The organism is Pedobacter sp. AC379 (assembly GCF_979258145.1).
The window spans coordinates 4,828,394-4,846,391 of record NZ_OZ409839.1 but is presented as its reverse complement, the minus strand read 5'-3'; the positions used below and the strand labels follow the sequence as shown (position 1 = coordinate 4,846,391).

Here is a 17,998-nt window from a genome sequence, read left to right as displayed (position 1 = left end):
TCTATACCCATGCGTCATTCCCGTGCATACGTGAATCTTAATGCGAACGCAACTGTATATACTCACTAACCATTTCTATGAAATTCTAACAAGTTGTCTGTAAGCACACAGATTACCGATGATATGAATAATTAGGCTTACAAAACTTATCTCTATAAAAAATTATCTTCTGCTCTATAAGCAGAAATAACAGCCAGCTCACCTTCTTTGCCACCTTTAGAATTACCGTGTTCCATACCCATAACTCCTTTATAACCTTTTTGGTGGAGGTGTTTAAACAGGTTTTTATAGTTGATTTCTCCGGTAGTAGGTTCCTTCCTGCCCGGGTTATCACCAATTTGGATGTAGGCAATTTCATCCCAGCAGCGATCGATAGTTTTAATTAAATCACCTTCCGTACGCTGCATATGGTAAATATCATACAGAATTTTACACGACGGGCTTTTAACTGCCTTACAAACGGCATAAGTTTCGTTTGTTTTTTGGAGAAATAGTTCCGGAGTATCGCTTAAGGTTTCTAAAACCATAATCAATCCATGAGGCTCAAAAATTTCAGCACCTGCACGCATGGCATCAATTACATTGGCAAACTGATTGCCATATGGCAAATTGCGTTCGTAAAAGCCCGGTACAACAGTAAGCCATTTTGCGTTGCAACGTTTAGCGGCTTCAACAGATTTTTTACAGGTTTCGATAAACTTATCTTTAAATTCCTTTTTACCGGTTGTTAAAGAAGTTTTCCAGTTATCGCCACCATCAACCACAAAAACACCCATGCGCATGCCCAGTTTTGCCAATAAGTTTCCTATTTTTTCCTGCTCTTCAACCGGGCGGTTTAAAAAGCCGTTATCTTCGATAGATCGGAAACCCTTATCGTACATAAATTGGATCTGATCTAAAAAACTTTTGCCCGCATGGTTTTCGAACATGCCTTGATGGGGCGCATAATCAAGGTTAAAAGTTTTATCGCTTAATAATGCCTGCTGTTTTTCGGTGGCGAATGTATTGGTAATTCCGGCTCCGGTGGTAATTGCTCCTGCCGTAAGCAAGCTGTTTCTTATAAATTCACTTCTTTTCATCGGTTTGGTTCTAAACTGATTGGTATTAGTGTGTAATTAGTTCTTTAAATCCTGCGGATAACGTATCGGCAACTGTGCCATCTTTTTGGTGGTATACAAAATAAGCTTCCAGGTTTTTTCTTTTTGCTACAAAAGCCATTGCATCTTTGAGGTGCATCGCCATTAAGGCATTATCATAGCCATCGGCAGTGATGGCATCGTTGGCATAAACGGTAACGCTGATCATCTCATTATCGAGCGGATATCCCGTTTTAGGATCAATCAGGTGTGAAATCTTTTTCTTTCCACTTTGATGAAACTTACGGTAGTTGCCAGATGTAGTAATGGCTCCCGAATTTATAGCAGCAATATGCCTGATTACCGGAGTTCCATCTTTATCCGGACCTTCAATGCCAATTTTCATGGCTTCTCCATTTGGTTTAGGTCCGGAAATTCTGATTTCTCCACCAAGTTCGGCCACATACTTTTTAATTCCCTTTTTTTCGAGATAAGCAGCAATTAAATCTACACTATAACCTTGTGCAATTCCGTTTAAATCGATTTGCACGCATGGCTTTAATTTACTCAGTATCCCGTTTTTAAGTTTAAGGTTTTTCATGCCTACGCATGCCAGTATCGATTGGATAGTCGAAGGATCTGGTTCCGCTTTTGCATCTTTCGGTCCGAAACCCCAGGCCTGTACCAAAGGCGCAACGGTAATATCGAAAATCCCTTTGGTATCCTGGTTAATTTCGAAACTCCTTTTAAGCACATCGTTTATCAAATGATCGGTTTTGATCGCTTGCTCTGCCGAATTAAACTGATTTATCAATGATCCCTTTTTATAAAGCGACATTGATAAATCAATTTCATTTAATAAACTATCTACTCCTTGTTTGGTAGCCAGGCTATCAGTGGCATAGTACATTATAGCATAATCTGTTCCCTGTGCATAACCGCTAATTTTATATTGCCTTAATTCCTTTTTAAAAGGAAAAGCGAAAATAACCGGTAAAAAGAAAAGCAGAGATCTATAGCGCATTAATTTATGGTTAGATCACTTTTCCTTGTCCTGGCATAGCAATCGGGTATAAACCATTCTGATCAGGCATTAATTTAGGGTTGGCATCCCACGCAAAACGTTCAGGCATTAAACTGATATTTGAGGCTAAAGCTTCATCCCATTTAATGGTTTGACCAGAATAAGTAGCATAACGGCCAATGATTGAAGAGAAGGTGCTTGTTGCTGCATAATCTACATTGCTAAATTTATATTCCCCTTTTGAAACAGCATCGAAAAGTTCATCGTGTTCTGTTTGATAAGGATTGGCGTTCCCTTTGGTATTGTGGTTATACAATTCTTTTCCACTGTAATCTTTCATAATGGCCTGATTGCTTCCTGAAAGATAAATTTTACCTTTTGTACCCTGGAAAGATTCATCAACACGATTGCTGATGCCCTCAAAATGCCTGCACTGGCTGTTAATCACCGCGCCATCTGCATAAGTAAGTTCAATAGAGTGGTTATCGTAAATCTCACCATAATCCTTACCTGTTCTCCAGGCACGGCTTCCTGTACCTTGTACAGATACCGGGTGTCCGTTCTTTATCCAGTTGGCAATATCAATATTGTGAACGTGCTGCTCTACAATATGATCGCCACAAAGCCAGTTAAAATAATACCAGTTTCTCATTTGGTATTCCATCTCTGTTTGGTTTGGCTTACGCGGGCGAACCCATACGCCACCGCTGTTCCAATATACCTGGCCCGACATAATATCGCCAATTGCACCATCGTTGATCCGTTTCATCGATTCGCGGTAATTGGTTTGATAGCGGCGTTGTAAACCAACCACAACATTTAATTTTTTCTTCTTAGCTTCTTCAGCCGCCGCAAGTACCCTTCTTATTCCAGGTGCATCAACAGCAACAGGTTTTTCCATAAAAATCTGTTTGTTCTGCTTTACCGCTTCTTCAAAATGAATAGGACGGAAACCCGGCGGAGTGGTTAACAGCACCACATCGGCCAAAGGAATTGCTTTTAAATAAGCATCAAAACCTACAAACTGGCGTTCTTTTGGAACATCTATTTTAGCTGCAAATTTCGAACTTAAAGATTGATAGCTGCTATCTAACCGATCTTGAAAAGCATCGGCCATGGCTACCAGTTTAATATTAAATTTAGTGCTTAAAGCCTGGAAAGCCGCCCCTGTACCACGATCGCCACAGCCAATTAAGGCAATTTTAATGGTGTCTGAGCCCGAAGCATATGCCCCCGCTAATGGTATACTGCTTATCATTGCCCCGCCTGCAAGCATGGCAGTTGTCTTTAAAAAATCGCGGCGATCTTGTTGGTTTATTGGTTTTTTCATGTGTAAAGGTTTTTATTTTGGTTAGGTTTTATTTTTTAAAAATCTTTTATAGGTTGTTTATTGTAATAAGCATCTATATCTGCCTTTGATGGCGTTTTAACAGGGCGTACCAATCGCATACCCACAAATGGCGCCTCAGGAAACCACCAATTGCTTTTGGGAATCTGAGGATCCAGTTGTTTCCATGATGGATCGGAAGCTAACCTGGCCGTAGAAGTTAAATTGCCTGGGGTTTCATCATACGAGCCACCCCGCACAACATTTGGGTAAAGTTTTTCTGGTACGGCAACGGGGTTTTCAACTGTTTTATCTTTGCTCTGTCCGTAGAAATCGCCAATGTACTGGTCGTAGGTCCATTCGCTAACATTCCCGTACATATCAAACAAACCCCATTGATTTGGTTTTTTCAAACCTACCTGGTGCGTTTTATTGTCGCTGTTATCTTTGTACCAGGCATAATCGCCCAGTTTAGTGGCATCATCACCAAAAGAATAACCGGTTTCAGTTCCGGCTTTGCAGGCATATTCCCATTCTGCTTCGGTTGGCAAACGGTAAAAAATGCCTGTTCGTACATAAAGCCATTTGCAAAACTGGATGGCATTATATTGGGTCATGGCTACTGCAGGCTGGTGTTCTTTGCCCATGCCAAAAGTCATGTCGAGATAAGGTTTTGTAGGTCTGGTTACGGCATCAACTTCGGGAGGAACGGCACCTTCGCTGGCTTTTTTTTCATAATCGCGGTATAAGAAAGGCTCGAAAATATCCCAGGTTACCTCATGTTTACCGATCCAGAAAGCATCGAGTTTAACCTCATGCACAGGCTGCTCGTCGGCTTTTCCGGTTTTGCTTCCCATTTTAAATTTTCCGGCAGGGATGGCCTGCATATCGAATTTTAGTTTTGTTCCGTTGATGGATTGGGTATAGGAACTGTTAGGGCCTTGCGCAAAAAGCTGTACGCATGGATTGATTATTAATGCAGCGGCAATTAATTTTTTGAACATAGTTTTCGGTTAGAAACACTAATCAAATGTGTTTATCTGGTTACTTACTGAAATACTAATGTAAATAACCACATTTTAAACAAAGAAAATTAATGTAACAATAAAGGTAAGTAATACAATATTAAAAGTCAAGTTGACAATTAAAACTCACTTTATTTCGAGGGTTAAGATGACAGGATATGTTTGTCGTTATTTCCAACTTGTAGTTAAGCGTATTACAGGTGGATGTTTTTGCCGCATAAGAATTATCAGGTTATTTCGATAGAATAGTTAAGGATTTACCTGTAAGAACAGCTTTAGGCAATGCTATTTACCTTCTATCTGTAACCTTATTACTTAGGTTGGTATAGCCAATTAATGTATCCCAGCGGGCACCAGGGCGGCGATAATAAACAAAAATCTGGTAGCTGTTTTCGGTTTGAAAGAAAGCACCTTCAAAAGCCCTGGTTTCAATTACATTGGTATCCTTATTAAACCAGGCAAACTCATAATCGTATAAGCCTTGTTTAAGCATAATGTTGCCATAAAACTGTTTTCTATTGGTATCATACAGCAATTTATTTTCATTGCTCATGGTGTAATTGTTAAAGCGGCCAACCACGTAAGCATCACCATTTGCGCTGGGGGCAGGGGCATTCAGTGTAAATAAAACCCCCATGTATTCTGATTCTGTTCTGTCGTCACGGCCATCTGTATTTCGGATAAAAAAGTTGCCGTTTTCATCGTATTGATTGGCAAAAGCACCAACAGTACGGGGAGCATCCTGAAATAGCATTACATTTACCGATTCATTATCGCGATAAATATCTTTAACATTATCCGCTTTGTACCGCAAACTCCTGGTATCGAATTTTCTAAATTCATTGTCGCCCCAAAAATCATTGGTATTAAGGTCGTTATAAACCAGTTGATTTGGCCTTACAAATGAAGGCTTGGTGTTAATTTGGATTGTATTCGCGTTAAAATTCTGCATCACCACGGCTTTTACATCCTGATAAGGGTTTGTAATTGGAAAAGTGTGGTTAATTGTGAAGTTGATCTTTTGTTTGTAGTTCCGGTTCTCCACCTGTAATGAGTTGGTTACCTCTGCCGCTACAGCCACCTGACTATCCAGAACATAAAAACGCTGCGAAATAACAGGTTTATTTTTGTCGCCATCTAAATATACTTTTAACACATAATTGCCACCAATTTTAGGCTGAATTTGAGTGTTGGGCAGGCTGATTTCGTAATGGGTATATTTACGTGTGGTATTAGATGAATAACGGTAATTGATGATGCGGTCGTCGTTAAAACTTCCTAAATAATCGATGCTCGAAATCTGAGAAGGTTGCCATTCTGCTGTGCAATGCTCAATGGTGTACCAATAGTTTTTAGTACCTGCTAACAGATCATCGAATGAGAAATTAATTGTTTCTGAAGAGTTGAGCATAATTACGGGCAAACTTTGCTCTTTATTGCTATTGTAGCAAAGTACAGTTTTAATATTCGGTAGATAAATTTTGTTCTCGTTGGAAAACTTGTTATTGTTTTGTGCAAAAGCCAAACTAGAGATGAAACATAAAACCGTAATTAGTATTTTCTGCATGGTTAAAAGTAGAGTTTTATTGGGAAGTGGCCAAACACAAGGTTGAAATTAGCTACGGATTATACGGAATACTCTTTTATATCATGACACGGAGACACGGAGGATTATTGAGGTTCAATTGATTTATTAAGAGTTGTCAACTTGAATAGCAAGGTGGAGAGAAAGTTGACAACTCTTCGGTTTTAAATCATTTTAACACGGTGTTTTTTGCGCCTTGCGGCAACCCTAAACATGCTGTCATGCTGAGGTACGAAGAATCACAATAAACATTACTCTCCGTGTTTCTGTGCTTTTGTGGCAAAAAAAAACAAAAAAGCCGTCCTGATGTGAATCAGAACGGCTTTATAGCTATTGATGGTTAAAACTAACCCTCCAGCTCCATAATTTCAGCAGCTAAAGTTTCCCATTTAGTCTGGCTGTTATCTAAATCCTGTTTGACCGCCAAATAACGTTTGTTGGCTTCAGCTAATTTATCGGCTTTACCATAAACATTTTCATCTGCCAGTTCAGCTTCAATATTTTTAACGTTTTGCTCTAAATCAGCAATCAGTTTTTCTATTTTTTGCAGTTCATCGTTCAGCTTTTTTAATTGATTAGCAGTATTCGGCGAAACTGGTTTTGGTGCTTCCTTTTGTTTTTCAGGCATTTTAACCGGAATCGGCTTCGCTACCGGAATCACCCTTTTACTGTTCCATTCTTCATATTCGGCATAAGTGCCGGGGTATTGTTTAATCTTTTCGCCTTCGATAAACCAGATTTTGTTAGCCACATTATCTAAGAAATACCTATCATGGGATACTGCGATAAAAGTACCTTCAAACTGCTCTAAGGCCTGGATCAGGATGTTTACCGATTGAATATCCAAGTGGTTGGTAGGCTCATCCAGAATAAGGAAATTCGAATCAGTTGTTAATGATTTAGCCAATGCCACGCGTGATTTTTCACCTCCTGAAAGTACTTTAATCTTTTTGAAAACATCATCGCCCGTAAATAGGAAACAACCTAAAATACTACGCAACTCAGTATCGCTGTGTTTTGGTGCAAAGGCTTGCAGTTCTTCTAAAATAGAATTATCAAGGTGCAGTGATTCTAACTGGTGCTGAGCAAAAAAAGTAGTGGTTACATTATGACCGGTTTCACAAAAACCTTCAAATTTTTCTGTTCCGGCAATCATTCTCAATAAAGTAGATTTACCTTTACCGTTGGCACCAATCAGGGCAATTTTATCCCCTTTTTCAATCACACCTTCGGCATCGTCCAAAATATGCACATTTGGATAGCTTTTGTTGGCGTGTTCTATGCGTACCACATGCCTGCCCGATGGTTTAGTAAATTTGAAAGCAAAATTTACTGTTGGGTTATCATCATCCACATCATCAATACGCTCCATTTTATCTAAAGCTTTCATGCGCGATTGTGCCATCTTGGCTTTACTTGCTTTGGCTTTAAAACGCTCAATTAAACGCTCTTCCTGTTTAATTTTGGCCTGTTGATTTTTAAACTCGCCTTTTTGAATCTCACCACGTAAAGCCTTTTCTTCTACATAGAAACTGTAATTGCCGGCATATACCGTTAATTTCCCTTTACGTGATTCGACCGTGCGGTTTACAATTTTATCGAGGAAATACCTATCGTGAGAAACAATTACAATTGCTCCTTCGAAGCCCATTAAATAGTTTTCCAACCATTTAATAGAGGGTAAATCCATGTGGTTGGTAGGCTCATCCAGTAACAGGATATCGGGAGTTTGCAACAGTATTTTGGCAAGCATTACACGCATACGCCAACCTCCTGAAAAGGTATTTAGCGGGCGGAGTTGATCTGCAGTACTAAAGCCCAAACCAGCTAAAATTTCGTTTGCCCTATATTCGATATTGTATCCGTCTAAAGCTTCAAATTCTTGCTGTTTATCGCTAAGTTTAAATAAAACCTCCTCGCTGTAATCCGTTTCGATTTTCTTTAGAAGTTCTTCAATCTCATCATGCAACTGGTTTTGGCGTTCAAAGGCCTCCATGGCTACATGTAAAATACTATGGTGCGAATCGTAAGAAAGTAAATCCTGGTTTAGGTAACCAATTTTCAAATCTTTCGACATGGAAACTGTACCCGAACTAGGTGCATATTCGCCTACAATTATTTTTAGCAGTGTTGATTTTCCTGTTCCGTTGGCGCCAATTAAACCAGCCCTGTCGCCAGGTTTAATGTGCCAGTTTGCGTCATCGTACAAGGCCCTCGAGCCAATCAGGAATGTTAAATTATTTATTGAAATCATTTCGGCTGCAAAAGTACAAAATTTAAAGGCTTTTTTCAGTTTGAAAGTCAAATAGGAGTAACCAGCAATTTTAAGTTGTATTTGGTTTTTCAGAAAACCCACAAAAAAACAGTTTTAGCGAAACAAAAACTTTTTTCATTCTGTTTATTAGGAAGTGCCGTTTAATTGATGCTCGATATTCCGCTTTTTCTGCGCTTTATAACTTCAAAAATTTATTGTAGAACGGTTAGGTCATTTGTCAGGATAGGGTTAAATGATGTTAATTTTTTAAAACGGGTAAAAATTATCATAACTTTGTTCTGTAATAAAAATAATTACAGTATGAACAGCAGTCACTTTTCTATCTCGCTTCACATTCTTACTCTTCTTGATCAGGTAAAAGGACAGCTATTGAACTCTGAATATATTGCGGGTAGTATCAATTGTAATCCTGTTTTAGTGAGAAAAGAATTAGCCAATTTGCATAAACATGGTTTTGTGCAAAGTAAAGAAGGGAAGGGTGGAGGTTCTACTTTAGCTAAAAATCCTGAAGACATTAACCTGGGCGATGTTTATAAAGCAGTAAAGCAGAAAAGTTTATTGGGCGAAAGTAAAAATGAACCAAATCCTGATTGTCCGGTAGGTAAACAGATTACCAAGCATTTAAATAATTTATATGCTGAGGCAGAAAATGCTTTGGTTAAGAATTTGGCAACAAAATCATTAAAAGAGTTTAGTGCCGGGTTTAAATAAAAAAATTTAACTAAAACTGTAATAAATAATATTACAATTTAACATTTAATACTAATTTAAAATTAAAAGAGCATGAAAGTAGCACTAATTGGAGCCTCAGGATTTGTAGGCAAAGCCATTTTAAATGAGCTGGTAAACCGTGGTAATGAAGTAATCGCCATTGCACGCGATACCACTAAAATTGAAAACACCGATGATAAAGTACAAAAGGTAACAGTTGATGTTTTGGATACCGAGCAATTAACGGAAGCATTAAAAGGGGCTGATGCCGTGGTAAGTGCTTTTAATGCAGGCTGGACCAATCCAAATTTATATAATGATACCGTAGAAGGCGCAAAAGCTATACAGGCTGCTGTAAAAGCATCGGGCGTTAAACGTTATATTTTTATTGGTGGTGCAGGTACTTTGCAGATTGACGGCCACCAGATTGTAGACGGACCAGACTTTCCGGCAGACTATAAACCAGGAGCAACCGCTGTAAGAGATTATTTTAATATCCTGAAAGAAGAAAAAGAATTGGATTGGTTGTTTTTTAGTCCGGCTATTGAAATGCACCAGGGAATTACCACAGGTAGAACTGGTAAATACCGTTTGGGTAAAACAAGTCCGGTTTTTAATGAGGAAGGTCGTTCTATTTTATCAGTAGAAGATTTAGCCATTGTTATTGCTGATGAATTGGAGAATAATGCACATCACCAGGAGCAGTTTACCGCAGCTTATTAGTCATTGGTAAATAGGCCATTGCCTAGAGTTGATGGTTTATAGTCTAATAATTATTGGCCAGGTTGCTTATCTGGCATGGTTATGAAACTATTGAGCATCAACTCTGATCCAATGTTGTACTCAGGATTGGATTTGGCCGTATAGACTAATGAAAGAATGAGCCAATTAACCTTTTTTCCATTTTTTATATTAAGTTCTTATCTTCGTGGCATGTATCGCTTAATTAAACCACTATTCTTCAAATTTGACCCTGAGAACGTACATTATTTTGTAGTTAAGCGGTTAAAATGGTTTAATGATAAATTTCCATTGGGTAAAACCATAATCCGTAGCAGTTTCGATGTTCATATTAAAGGTTTGGAACGCGAAGTTTTTGGGATTAAATTCAGAAACCCTGTTGGTTTGGCTGCTGGATTTGATAAAAATGGCGAATATGTAGAATCGCTTAGTAATTTAGGTTTCGGATTTATAGAGGTAGGTACAGTTACACCAATGCCTCAGCCCGGAAACGATAAACCACGGATGTTCCGCTTACCTAATGATGAAGCGTTAATTAACCGGATGGGTTTTAATAATAAAGGGGTAGATGTAATGGCTGAGCGTTTACGCTTGCTAAAAGATAAACATCCTGATATTGTTGTTGGCGGAAACATTGGCAAAAACAAAGCAACACCAAATGAAGATGCGGTAAGCGACTATATAAAATGTTTTGATCGTTTGTTCGATGTGGTAGATTATTTTGTAGTGAATGTAAGTTCACCTAATACACCTGGTTTACGCGAACTCCAGGAAAAAGAACCCTTAAAAAAGATTTTAAATACCTTACAGCAGCGCAACCGTAAAAATGATATCTCACGTCCGATTTTATTAAAAATTGCACCTGATTTAACCAACGCCCAATTGGATGATATTATCGAAATTGTTGCCGAAACCAAAATTGCAGGCATTATTGCTACCAATACAACTATAAGCCGAGAAAACCTGGCCACTGAAAAGGATTTAACAGCCGAAACAGGTGGCTTAAGTGGTAAACCGGTTAAAGAAAGGTCTACAGAGGTTATCCGTTATCTTGCAGAAAAATCAAATAAAGCATTTCCGATTATTGGTGTTGGTGGAATTCATTCGGCAGAAGATGCAAAAGAAAAATTAGCGGCTGGTGCTTGTCTTGTTCAGTTGTATACAGGCTTCATTTACGAGGGGCCAGGGTTGATCAAAAATATTTGTAAGGCACTGGTTTAGTTTAATTGGTAAAAGCTATTTTTCTTATTAGCTGAGATCTAAATTGGTTTATTTTAGTTAACCATAAAAAGTTCTAATAATTCTTTTAGTGATATGATTACGCTTTGATAATAATCTATTTATGGTTTTCATTTTGTTTTCTTAAATACATTGTATTACGGTGCCTTATTGCTTAATAATAATGAACTTAATATTGCGAATGGATTATAAAATTCTAAACAGTTAGAAAAGTTTCCTCCTTAAAATTATGGTATCTGGTATTTCATGAATGAAATAGTTATTGATACTTTTTTTCTTGCCTAAATGATTTGGGCCAATTAATAATGTGGATACTGTATCTGTTATATAGCCTTCTTTAGCGAAAATTATGCTTTTTTCTAGTTGAATATTGATTTTGTTGAATTTTTTGTTTTTTATTTCAAAATGGCCTTCCTTATCTGTAGCAACAGCATGACTTCCAGGTTCTAAAATCATTACGCTCACACCTGTTACTTTTTCAAATTGCTCATTCAGAACAATCCCATGATAGTAATCAGTAATTTTCCTTGAATTATCTTTAGTTGAACTTGAAAAGTTACAGCTCATAAAAATGAATAAATAAACAATTATTATCCATTTCATAATCCTACCTTAATTTTAGTTAACCATATAAGTCCTAGTAAGTCTTCTGGTGCTATGATTACTCTTTGATAATAATCCACAGGATAATAATCGTCAGCGTATTTCATTAAATCAATTTCCCCATTTTTAGGATAAGCAGTGTCTTGATTCGGTTCTTGGATTATCATACTCCAATTAGAGGTGCCCTTGTGTGTTTTAGAAAGGATATGACCTCCATATTTTAAAAGCAGTTGATGACCAATTTCATGTGCTGATGTTTCTAAGAATTCTTCATCAGCATTTGATTCTTTCTTGAAATACCATCCTTTGTTCAAATATCTTATGCTTTCTTTACTTGTCTTCCAATCATTATCATATGTATATCCTACTATATAGAAGAGTTTCCTAGATAATTCCCAGTTACGTGAACGTGTGAAATTTGTTTCTTCATCATTGGTGAAAAATATAATTTCAGGCGCAGTCATTCCATTAATATCCTGTAAGGTATTTGTCATTATCTCCCATTTCTCACCGTTGATAATAGTTCCCACACCTCCCGTTGTTTCGTATTTCCTGCTCCAATATTTATTAATTCCCCGTAATGCTAAATTTCTTAATTCTTCAAAAGTTCTTGTTCTTTTTTTTATGGGTTGTTCGCCATAAAACATTATCGAGTTTTCGGGTATTTTATCCCAATCACATATTTCACTTTTATTGGAGAGTGGATTAAAGTTCCTAGTATTTTTCCAGCAATTCAAACCTTTTGCTCCACCATCTTGCAGGTTAACCCTTAATGTAGTATCAATCCGGTTTTTTTTCCGGTCTATTTTTACATCAACCCAATCTACCTCTTCGTATCGGGTAGAAAATTCCAACTTTATGTTTTTTCTCTTACCGGCCTTAATAGCTGTTACTTGGGCAGTTAGGGTTTTGTTGTTAAAACGTGTGCTGTCGTAAACTTCATTATTATCAAAACCGTCCCAATACAACACGTATGATCCAACTTTTGTGTAGTCGGCAGGTAGAAGGCTAAATTGATCGAGAATTGCACCGAAATCAAATGTTTTGGATGGGTAAGCAGGCAACAAGTCTTTGATTTTATTGTTGATCTGCGGTACTCTAGATGCAATAACCACAACACGAGCTAAGTTACTCAACTGATAAATAACATTTCCATCAGCATCAGTAATCTGAAATTGAAGTGAGTCTATATCATTTAAGCTCAGTGAGTAATCAAATGCAAAGTATGGATTTTCATATTCATTGTTAAAATCTAATATACCCAAGGGAACTACGCTCTGATAGCTTTTATTTAATGAAAAGGTGATCTTAAAATCTACATCATTATTTTCAATCGGTTCATATTCTCCATACGTTACTTTATCTCTGCTTTGGTGAATAATTTCACCAGCTGCATTGAATGTGATATTGCCATTGGTGGCAATCCATTTAATGCTTTCTGCAGTTTCTGTAATGGTTTTCGCAATGTATTTGATTGTTCCCATTTAAAGCGGTTTATTTTAACGCTAATTATATAATTTTTTAGCAACCTTAAGCTGGGATGTACTTTGGTGCTAATAGGGTTATAACTAACCCATGATTTTTATCTTATATGGTAATAACTGCATTGAAAATAATTTTTTAGCAGTGGTATTTTTGCTATGTTTTTATCTTCAGGTCAATTAATTGCTAACTACCACTTGTTAAATGGTTTGTTTGCGTTGTCAAGATACACAATTAACCTGATTTTGATGAAGTGTTTAAATTTATTCTGTTGGGAATGCTAATCATGATTTCAGTTGTCTTTTTCAGTTATGAAAAATGTTTTTGCTTTTTATCTTTTGTTCGGAAAAATAATGCCACAAAAAAAAGCATCCTTTGATCAGAAGGATGCTTTAAATTTTTTAAGAAGAATTCCTAAAAACTATTTTGCTAAACCAGCTAAAACAGCATTGTTTTTAGCCAATTGATCGTTTTTAGGTTGAGTAGAGCGGCTTCCTAACTCAATGTTAGTTGCTCTTTTTAAAAATGCTACCTCTTGGTGAGCTGTATTTTTATTCCTTCTGTCTTTTCTTTTTAATCTGGTAACTGCCATGGTAATAACCTTTTAATTATTTTATTTGTACAAATGGAGGTCGAGAGCGGATTCGAACCGCTGTAGAAGGTTTTGCAGACCTCTGCCTAGCCACTCGGCCACTCGACCTTTTAAATTCAAGGCTGCAAAAATAGCAATTATTAGTTAGCCCGCAAATAATATCTCAATAAAAATCGTTTTAATTTCGAACTCTCACTAACTCAGCGCAAAAGATTGCAGCACTTACAGCCACGTTTAACGATTCTGCTTCTCCAATTCTCGGAATGGTTACCGGCTTATTTATTTTTTTGATTACCTCTGGTGATATTCCTTTCCCTTCATTGCCCAAAATTACCAATCCTTCTTTTCCCCATTGGGTTTTGTAAATCGATTCGCCATCTAACAAAGCCCCGAAAACAGGTATGGAGTTTTTAGCCAACAGCCCCGGTAAATCTGCTTCATAAATATTTACCCTTGCCAATGAGCCCATAGTGGCCTGTACTGTTTTTGGATTAAATACTTCTACGCAATCTAAAGAGCAGATTATATTTTTAAAACCAAACCAATCTGCAGTTCTGATAATGGTACCCATGTTGCCCGGATCCTGAACACCATCCAACACTAAAGTAAACTGATTTTTTAATACATTGAGGTCTATTTCCTCGTTTTTAGGGATGTGAACCAATGCTAAAAAACCTTGCGGGGTTTGTAACGCACTAATCTTGTCTAATTCAGCGTTCTTTACTTCAAATAAGTTTATATTTGCAGGCAATTTGGGTAACAAATTGTATTGTTCGCTGTTGTAAAATAACGTATGGATCTGGAAGCTTGACTGAATAAATTCTTTTATGGATTTAATACCTTCAACTATAAATAACCCATGTTCTTTACGGTGTTTTTTTTGATGTAACGACTTTATAAAACTAATCTGTGATTTTGAAAGCATACCAAAACTCAATAAATATTAAACTGAAAAGCACTGCAATATTACTATTTATTATTGTTTTAATTCAGGCCTGTTCATCAACTAAATACATTGCCGACTATCAATCGATCGTGAAAAAGGTTACTATTGATAGCATAGATGCGAAATTTGAGGAGCAAGCTTATAATTACGTACAGAAAGATCTCCGACCTGCCTCCAAGCTAAGTATTCAGGTACCGTTATATAACCTTTTCAATACGAAAGATGGCAGGTATAAAACCAACGATATTAAGCCTTTTGGTACGCCACCCGCTATTCTGGATAGTACTTTGGTAGAAATTTCGAGAACCCAGATCCAGAAATTTTTAAAAAGTAAAGGTTACCGGCAGGCAGAAGTAGCTGCAGCCATAAAAGTAGCAGATAAAAAAGCAGAAGTTATATTCAGTGCTAAACCAGGGCCTGCTTATTTTATAGATAAGCTTACAGATTCGATCCCAAATGCGAATATTAAAAATCTTTACGAAACGAATAAGGCGTTGGTGAGCCATTTGCACAAAGGCATGCAATACGATGAGGATTCATTAACTTATGAAAGGGAACAGATTTATCGTATTATGAAAGAAAACGGCTATTTCTATTTTTTAAGGCCTTATGTAAATTTTGATGTTTATGGTGCCGAACCCAGCTCTAAAACCAATAAAATTGATTTGAATTTAAATGTTACCGATCCCGCAGATGGACCGCATAAACAGTTCAATATCGGTTATACACATATGATTATTGCACCAAATCCGGATGGTTTTCCGGATTCTGTTCGTTATAAATTGAGCAAGGATACGTTAAACGGAATAGTATTCACCGATTTCTCTAAGCGATATAGAAGAAATCCGATTGTGAGATACGATTTTTTAAAGCAAGGTGAACTTTACGACATTCGCAACGAGAACTTAACCTACGATCGCTTATATGAGCTAAATATTTTCAAAAATGTTAAAATTGATTATTTTAGAAGAGATAGCACTTCGAATAAGGTAAATGCCGTAATTCAGCTTATCCCTCAGAAAGTAATGAGCAACCGGGTAGAAGGTGAGGTGCCTTTTAATGGCGGTACGGTGGGGTTTAACATTAGTAATACTTACACAAATAACAACCTGTTTAGAGGGGCCGAAAGGTTTGAATTACAACTTAAAGGTGGGTTGCAATCCAGAATTGGGAATGGAGCAAAGGTTTTCAGCGATATTTATCAGCGCGATTTTTCGATCAGCGCCAGTATTACGGTGCCGAGGTTGATGATTCCTTTCTATAATCCTACGCTTGGGGGTAACGGAATGCCACATACCACATTTTCAAGTAGTTACATTTATGCTTTGCAAAAAGATGTTTCGGTAAGAAGGATTTTTATCAATTCTATTACTTACGATTGGGTGGAAACTAAATCTAAATTACACTCTTTTACCCCTTTAAATTTCGAATACCGCTTTGGAAACTTAGATCCTAATGTAGATGCGCAAACTGTTTTAAATAACCTTTATTATTCTACTTTGCTTGGCCGTAAGGATTTAACATTGGGCATGAAGTATACCTATACTTTAAATGCAAATAAGTTGAATGAATTCAGGTCTTTCGTCTATTTAAGGGCAGGAATGGATATTGCAGGTAATATGCTGCAAGGTATTTCCAAGCTTACCGGAGCCAAAAATGATCCTGCCAATAACGATCCTGCTAAAATTTTAGGTTTGCCATTTAACCAGTATATGCGCCCTGAAGTTGATATCAGGTGGTATAAACACTTAGGTGGCGAACGGCAGTTTATTGCCCGCTTAAATGCAGGTGTTGCCTATGCTTATGGCAATTCAGTGCAAACAGGTATTCCTTTTGAGAAACAGTTTTTTGCAGGAGGATCAAGTGGGATCAGGGCATGGCAGGCGAGAACCATAGGGCCGGGAAACTATGATAGAGGACTTTTAAGAAGTGATACTTTAAGAAGAGCTTTTTATGGCCTGGATCAGTTAGGTACCATGCGTATTGAAACAAACTTTGAGTACCGGTTTACTGTAGCCAAGAATTTTTTCGGCGCCACCTTAAAAGGTGCTGCATTTGTTGATGCCGGTAATGTATGGAATCTCCGTAAAGGCGAATCAATTTTGGTTGGAACCCCAACACTTGATGAGCAGACAGTGTTTAAATTTAACAAATTTGTACAGCAATTGGCTATTGGTACAGGTTTGGGGTTAAGGTATGACGTGCAGTATTTTGTATTCAGGTTTGATGTGGGCTTAAAGCTGAAAGATCCGCAATTTGTTGGATCAGATCAATGGGTGATCAGTAAATTCTTATCCGGAGCGAGAGATTTTAAAGACAATTATAACTCAACACATGGTCCTGATACTTATCGTTTTTTACAATATAACTTCGGGATCGGGATGCCGTTTTAATTAATCAAACAGGCTTAGTGGCCTGGCTTTTGAATCGGGATTCTTCAACGCAAATTCTTTAAAAGGTTGCCATCTTTTGTCTTGATGTTTGTAAACTGAAAATGATGAAACCTGAAATTCTCGCTTGAATTTTCTGTCTTTAAATTCGGCTAAAAGCTGTTGAAAAACGGGTAGTTTTACATCCCTGAAAGCCAAGGTTAGATGCGGATTGAACTTCTCCTTATTCTCTATCAGTTTTAAAGGTTGTAATTCTTTAGTAATCTGTTTTTCCAGCTTCATTAAACCCTCATTTTGTTCTACATCAAGGTAAAATGTTTTTTCGTGGAATGAACTAAAGTTTCGCAGTACCTGCGTAAAAGGAATGCCATAAGCGGCATCTTCAAGTGCTTTAAAAAATCTTTTCTCGGCTTCTAGTGATGATAATTTAACAGGAGGATATAAAGTTATGTGTGCAGGCCGTTTTAATGATTCGTATACTTTGAATTTCTCCGAAATATAAATCCTCATTTCGTCAATATCCTCCACTATTGAAGCTGGTGGTATTAAACAAACTAAATATAGGTTTTCCATAACTCAAATTTACTAAAAATATTAGTAAATCGAAATTAATTATCGTTTGCTAAAGCAACATTTCTTTTGTAGAAAGCAGTTACAAAAGCTTTTATTTAGCAGCACGTTTAAAAGGCCTAATAAGTGCTACAATTGAGGATAAAATAACCTTGTTGCAGTGGTTCAGGTTTCCACTAACCACTTATTGATCTGCTAATGATTTTCCGCTGTTCAATAAACCCGACCGACAGCGTTATCCCGATGTTTAAATGAATTTTAATAATAATAGATTAGTTTCATCGGGATTAAGCAAAGGGCGGGACGGGTATATCCGAAGCACCACAAGCATTGCTTTTCTAAAAAATGGTTTAAGATTACTGTCTGTCGGTGTTGAGGATTAACGGAAATTCCGGCTAATAGTGCCCTTTTG

General features: G+C 37.2%; 15 protein-coding genes and 1 tRNA gene. 4 read left to right on the top strand and 12 right to left on the bottom strand.

All coding sequences use genetic code 11. The features are described from left to right. Nucleotides 1–152 precede the first annotated feature (152 nt). The 6 genes from ACZZZW_RS20965 to ACZZZW_RS20940 form a co-directional block, all read right to left on the bottom strand. Nucleotides 153–1,079, bottom strand: coding sequence for a hydroxypyruvate isomerase family protein (locus tag ACZZZW_RS20965; protein ID WP_055906263.1), 927 nt, complete (start codon nt 1,077–1,079; stop codon nt 153–155). A 25-nt stretch (nt 1,080–1,104) separates the two neighbouring features. Beyond that, nucleotides 1,105–2,100, bottom strand: coding sequence for an FAD:protein FMN transferase (locus tag ACZZZW_RS20960; RefSeq protein WP_055906260.1), 996 nt, complete (start codon nt 2,098–2,100; stop codon nt 1,105–1,107). 10 nt (nt 2,101–2,110) lie between these two features. Further along, nucleotides 2,111–3,430 carry a Gfo/Idh/MocA family protein gene (locus ACZZZW_RS20955; RefSeq protein ID WP_055906258.1) on the bottom strand — a complete coding sequence of 440 codons (1,320 nt, stop codon included), beginning with the start codon at nt 3,428–3,430 and terminating at the stop codon, nt 2,111–2,113. 35 nt (nt 3,431–3,465) lie between these two features. Beyond that, entirely contained in the window at nt 3,466–4,431 is a 966-nt protein-coding gene (locus tag ACZZZW_RS20950) for a formylglycine-generating enzyme family protein (protein WP_055906255.1), read from the bottom strand. A gap of 310 nt (nt 4,432–4,741) precedes the next feature. After that, the gene (locus ACZZZW_RS20945; protein WP_463496338.1) at nt 4,742–6,019 is read right to left on the bottom strand and encodes a type IX secretion system plug protein; all 1,278 of its coding nucleotides are present in this window, start codon (nt 6,017–6,019) and stop codon (nt 4,742–4,744) included. 364 nt (nt 6,020–6,383) lie between these two features. Next, nucleotides 6,384–8,291 carry an ABC-F family ATP-binding cassette domain-containing protein gene (locus ACZZZW_RS20940; RefSeq protein WP_055906641.1) on the bottom strand — a complete coding sequence of 636 codons (1,908 nt, stop codon included), beginning with the start codon at nt 8,289–8,291 and terminating at the stop codon, nt 6,384–6,386. Nucleotides 8,292–8,612: 321 nt separating this feature from the next. On the opposite strand from ACZZZW_RS20940, the gene ACZZZW_RS20935 reads away from it, so the two are divergent. From ACZZZW_RS20935 to ACZZZW_RS20925, 3 genes are all read left to right on the top strand, one after another. After that, nucleotides 8,613–9,023, top strand: coding sequence for an Rrf2 family transcriptional regulator (locus ACZZZW_RS20935; RefSeq protein WP_055906638.1), 411 nt, complete (start codon nt 8,613–8,615; stop codon nt 9,021–9,023). A 72-nt stretch (nt 9,024–9,095) separates the two neighbouring features. Continuing rightward, a complete protein-coding gene (locus tag ACZZZW_RS20930; protein ID WP_055906250.1) occupies nt 9,096–9,746 on the top strand; it encodes an NAD(P)-dependent oxidoreductase in 651 nt (216 codons plus the stop codon). A 210-nt stretch (nt 9,747–9,956) separates the two neighbouring features. Further along, nucleotides 9,957–10,985, top strand: coding sequence for a quinone-dependent dihydroorotate dehydrogenase (locus ACZZZW_RS20925; protein ID WP_055906635.1), 1,029 nt, complete (start codon nt 9,957–9,959; stop codon nt 10,983–10,985). Nucleotides 10,986–11,207: 222 nt separating this feature from the next. Here the strand turns inward: ACZZZW_RS20925 and ACZZZW_RS20920 are convergent, their stop codons facing one another. From ACZZZW_RS20920 to ACZZZW_RS20900, 5 genes are all read right to left on the bottom strand, one after another. After that, complete coding sequence (locus tag ACZZZW_RS20920; protein WP_055906247.1) at nt 11,208–11,606, bottom strand: hypothetical protein; 399 nt, start codon at nt 11,604–11,606, stop codon at nt 11,208–11,210. Continuing rightward, complete coding sequence (locus ACZZZW_RS20915) at nt 11,603–13,090, bottom strand: hypothetical protein (protein WP_463496333.1); 1,488 nt, start codon at nt 13,088–13,090, stop codon at nt 11,603–11,605. The genes ACZZZW_RS20920 and ACZZZW_RS20915 overlap by 4 nt, the downstream gene beginning before the upstream one ends. A gap of 419 nt (nt 13,091–13,509) precedes the next feature. Next, nucleotides 13,510–13,680 (bottom strand): hypothetical protein, encoded by a 171-nt coding sequence (locus tag ACZZZW_RS20910; RefSeq protein ID WP_055906241.1) that lies wholly within the window; start codon nt 13,678–13,680, stop codon nt 13,510–13,512. Nucleotides 13,681–13,714: 34 nt separating this feature from the next. Further along, a tRNA-Cys gene (locus ACZZZW_RS20905) sits at nt 13,715–13,788 on the bottom strand. A gap of 70 nt (nt 13,789–13,858) precedes the next feature. Next, on the bottom strand, nt 13,859–14,605 hold the full coding sequence (locus ACZZZW_RS20900) for a TrmH family RNA methyltransferase (RefSeq protein ID WP_055906238.1): 747 nt from the start codon (nt 14,603–14,605) through the stop codon (nt 13,859–13,861). Between ACZZZW_RS20900 and tamL the strand changes: the two genes are divergently transcribed. Then, the gene (gene tamL, locus ACZZZW_RS20895) at nt 14,596–17,019 is read left to right on the top strand and encodes a translocation and assembly module lipoprotein TamL (RefSeq protein WP_055906235.1); all 2,424 of its coding nucleotides are present in this window, start codon (nt 14,596–14,598) and stop codon (nt 17,017–17,019) included. The genes ACZZZW_RS20900 and tamL overlap by 10 nt on opposite strands. Here the strand turns inward: tamL and ACZZZW_RS20890 are convergent, their stop codons facing one another. Further along, nucleotides 17,020–17,589, bottom strand: coding sequence for a 2'-5' RNA ligase family protein (locus tag ACZZZW_RS20890; RefSeq protein WP_055906232.1), 570 nt, complete (start codon nt 17,587–17,589; stop codon nt 17,020–17,022). It abuts the gene before it with no gap. Between the last annotated feature and the right edge of the window lie 409 nt (nt 17,590–17,998).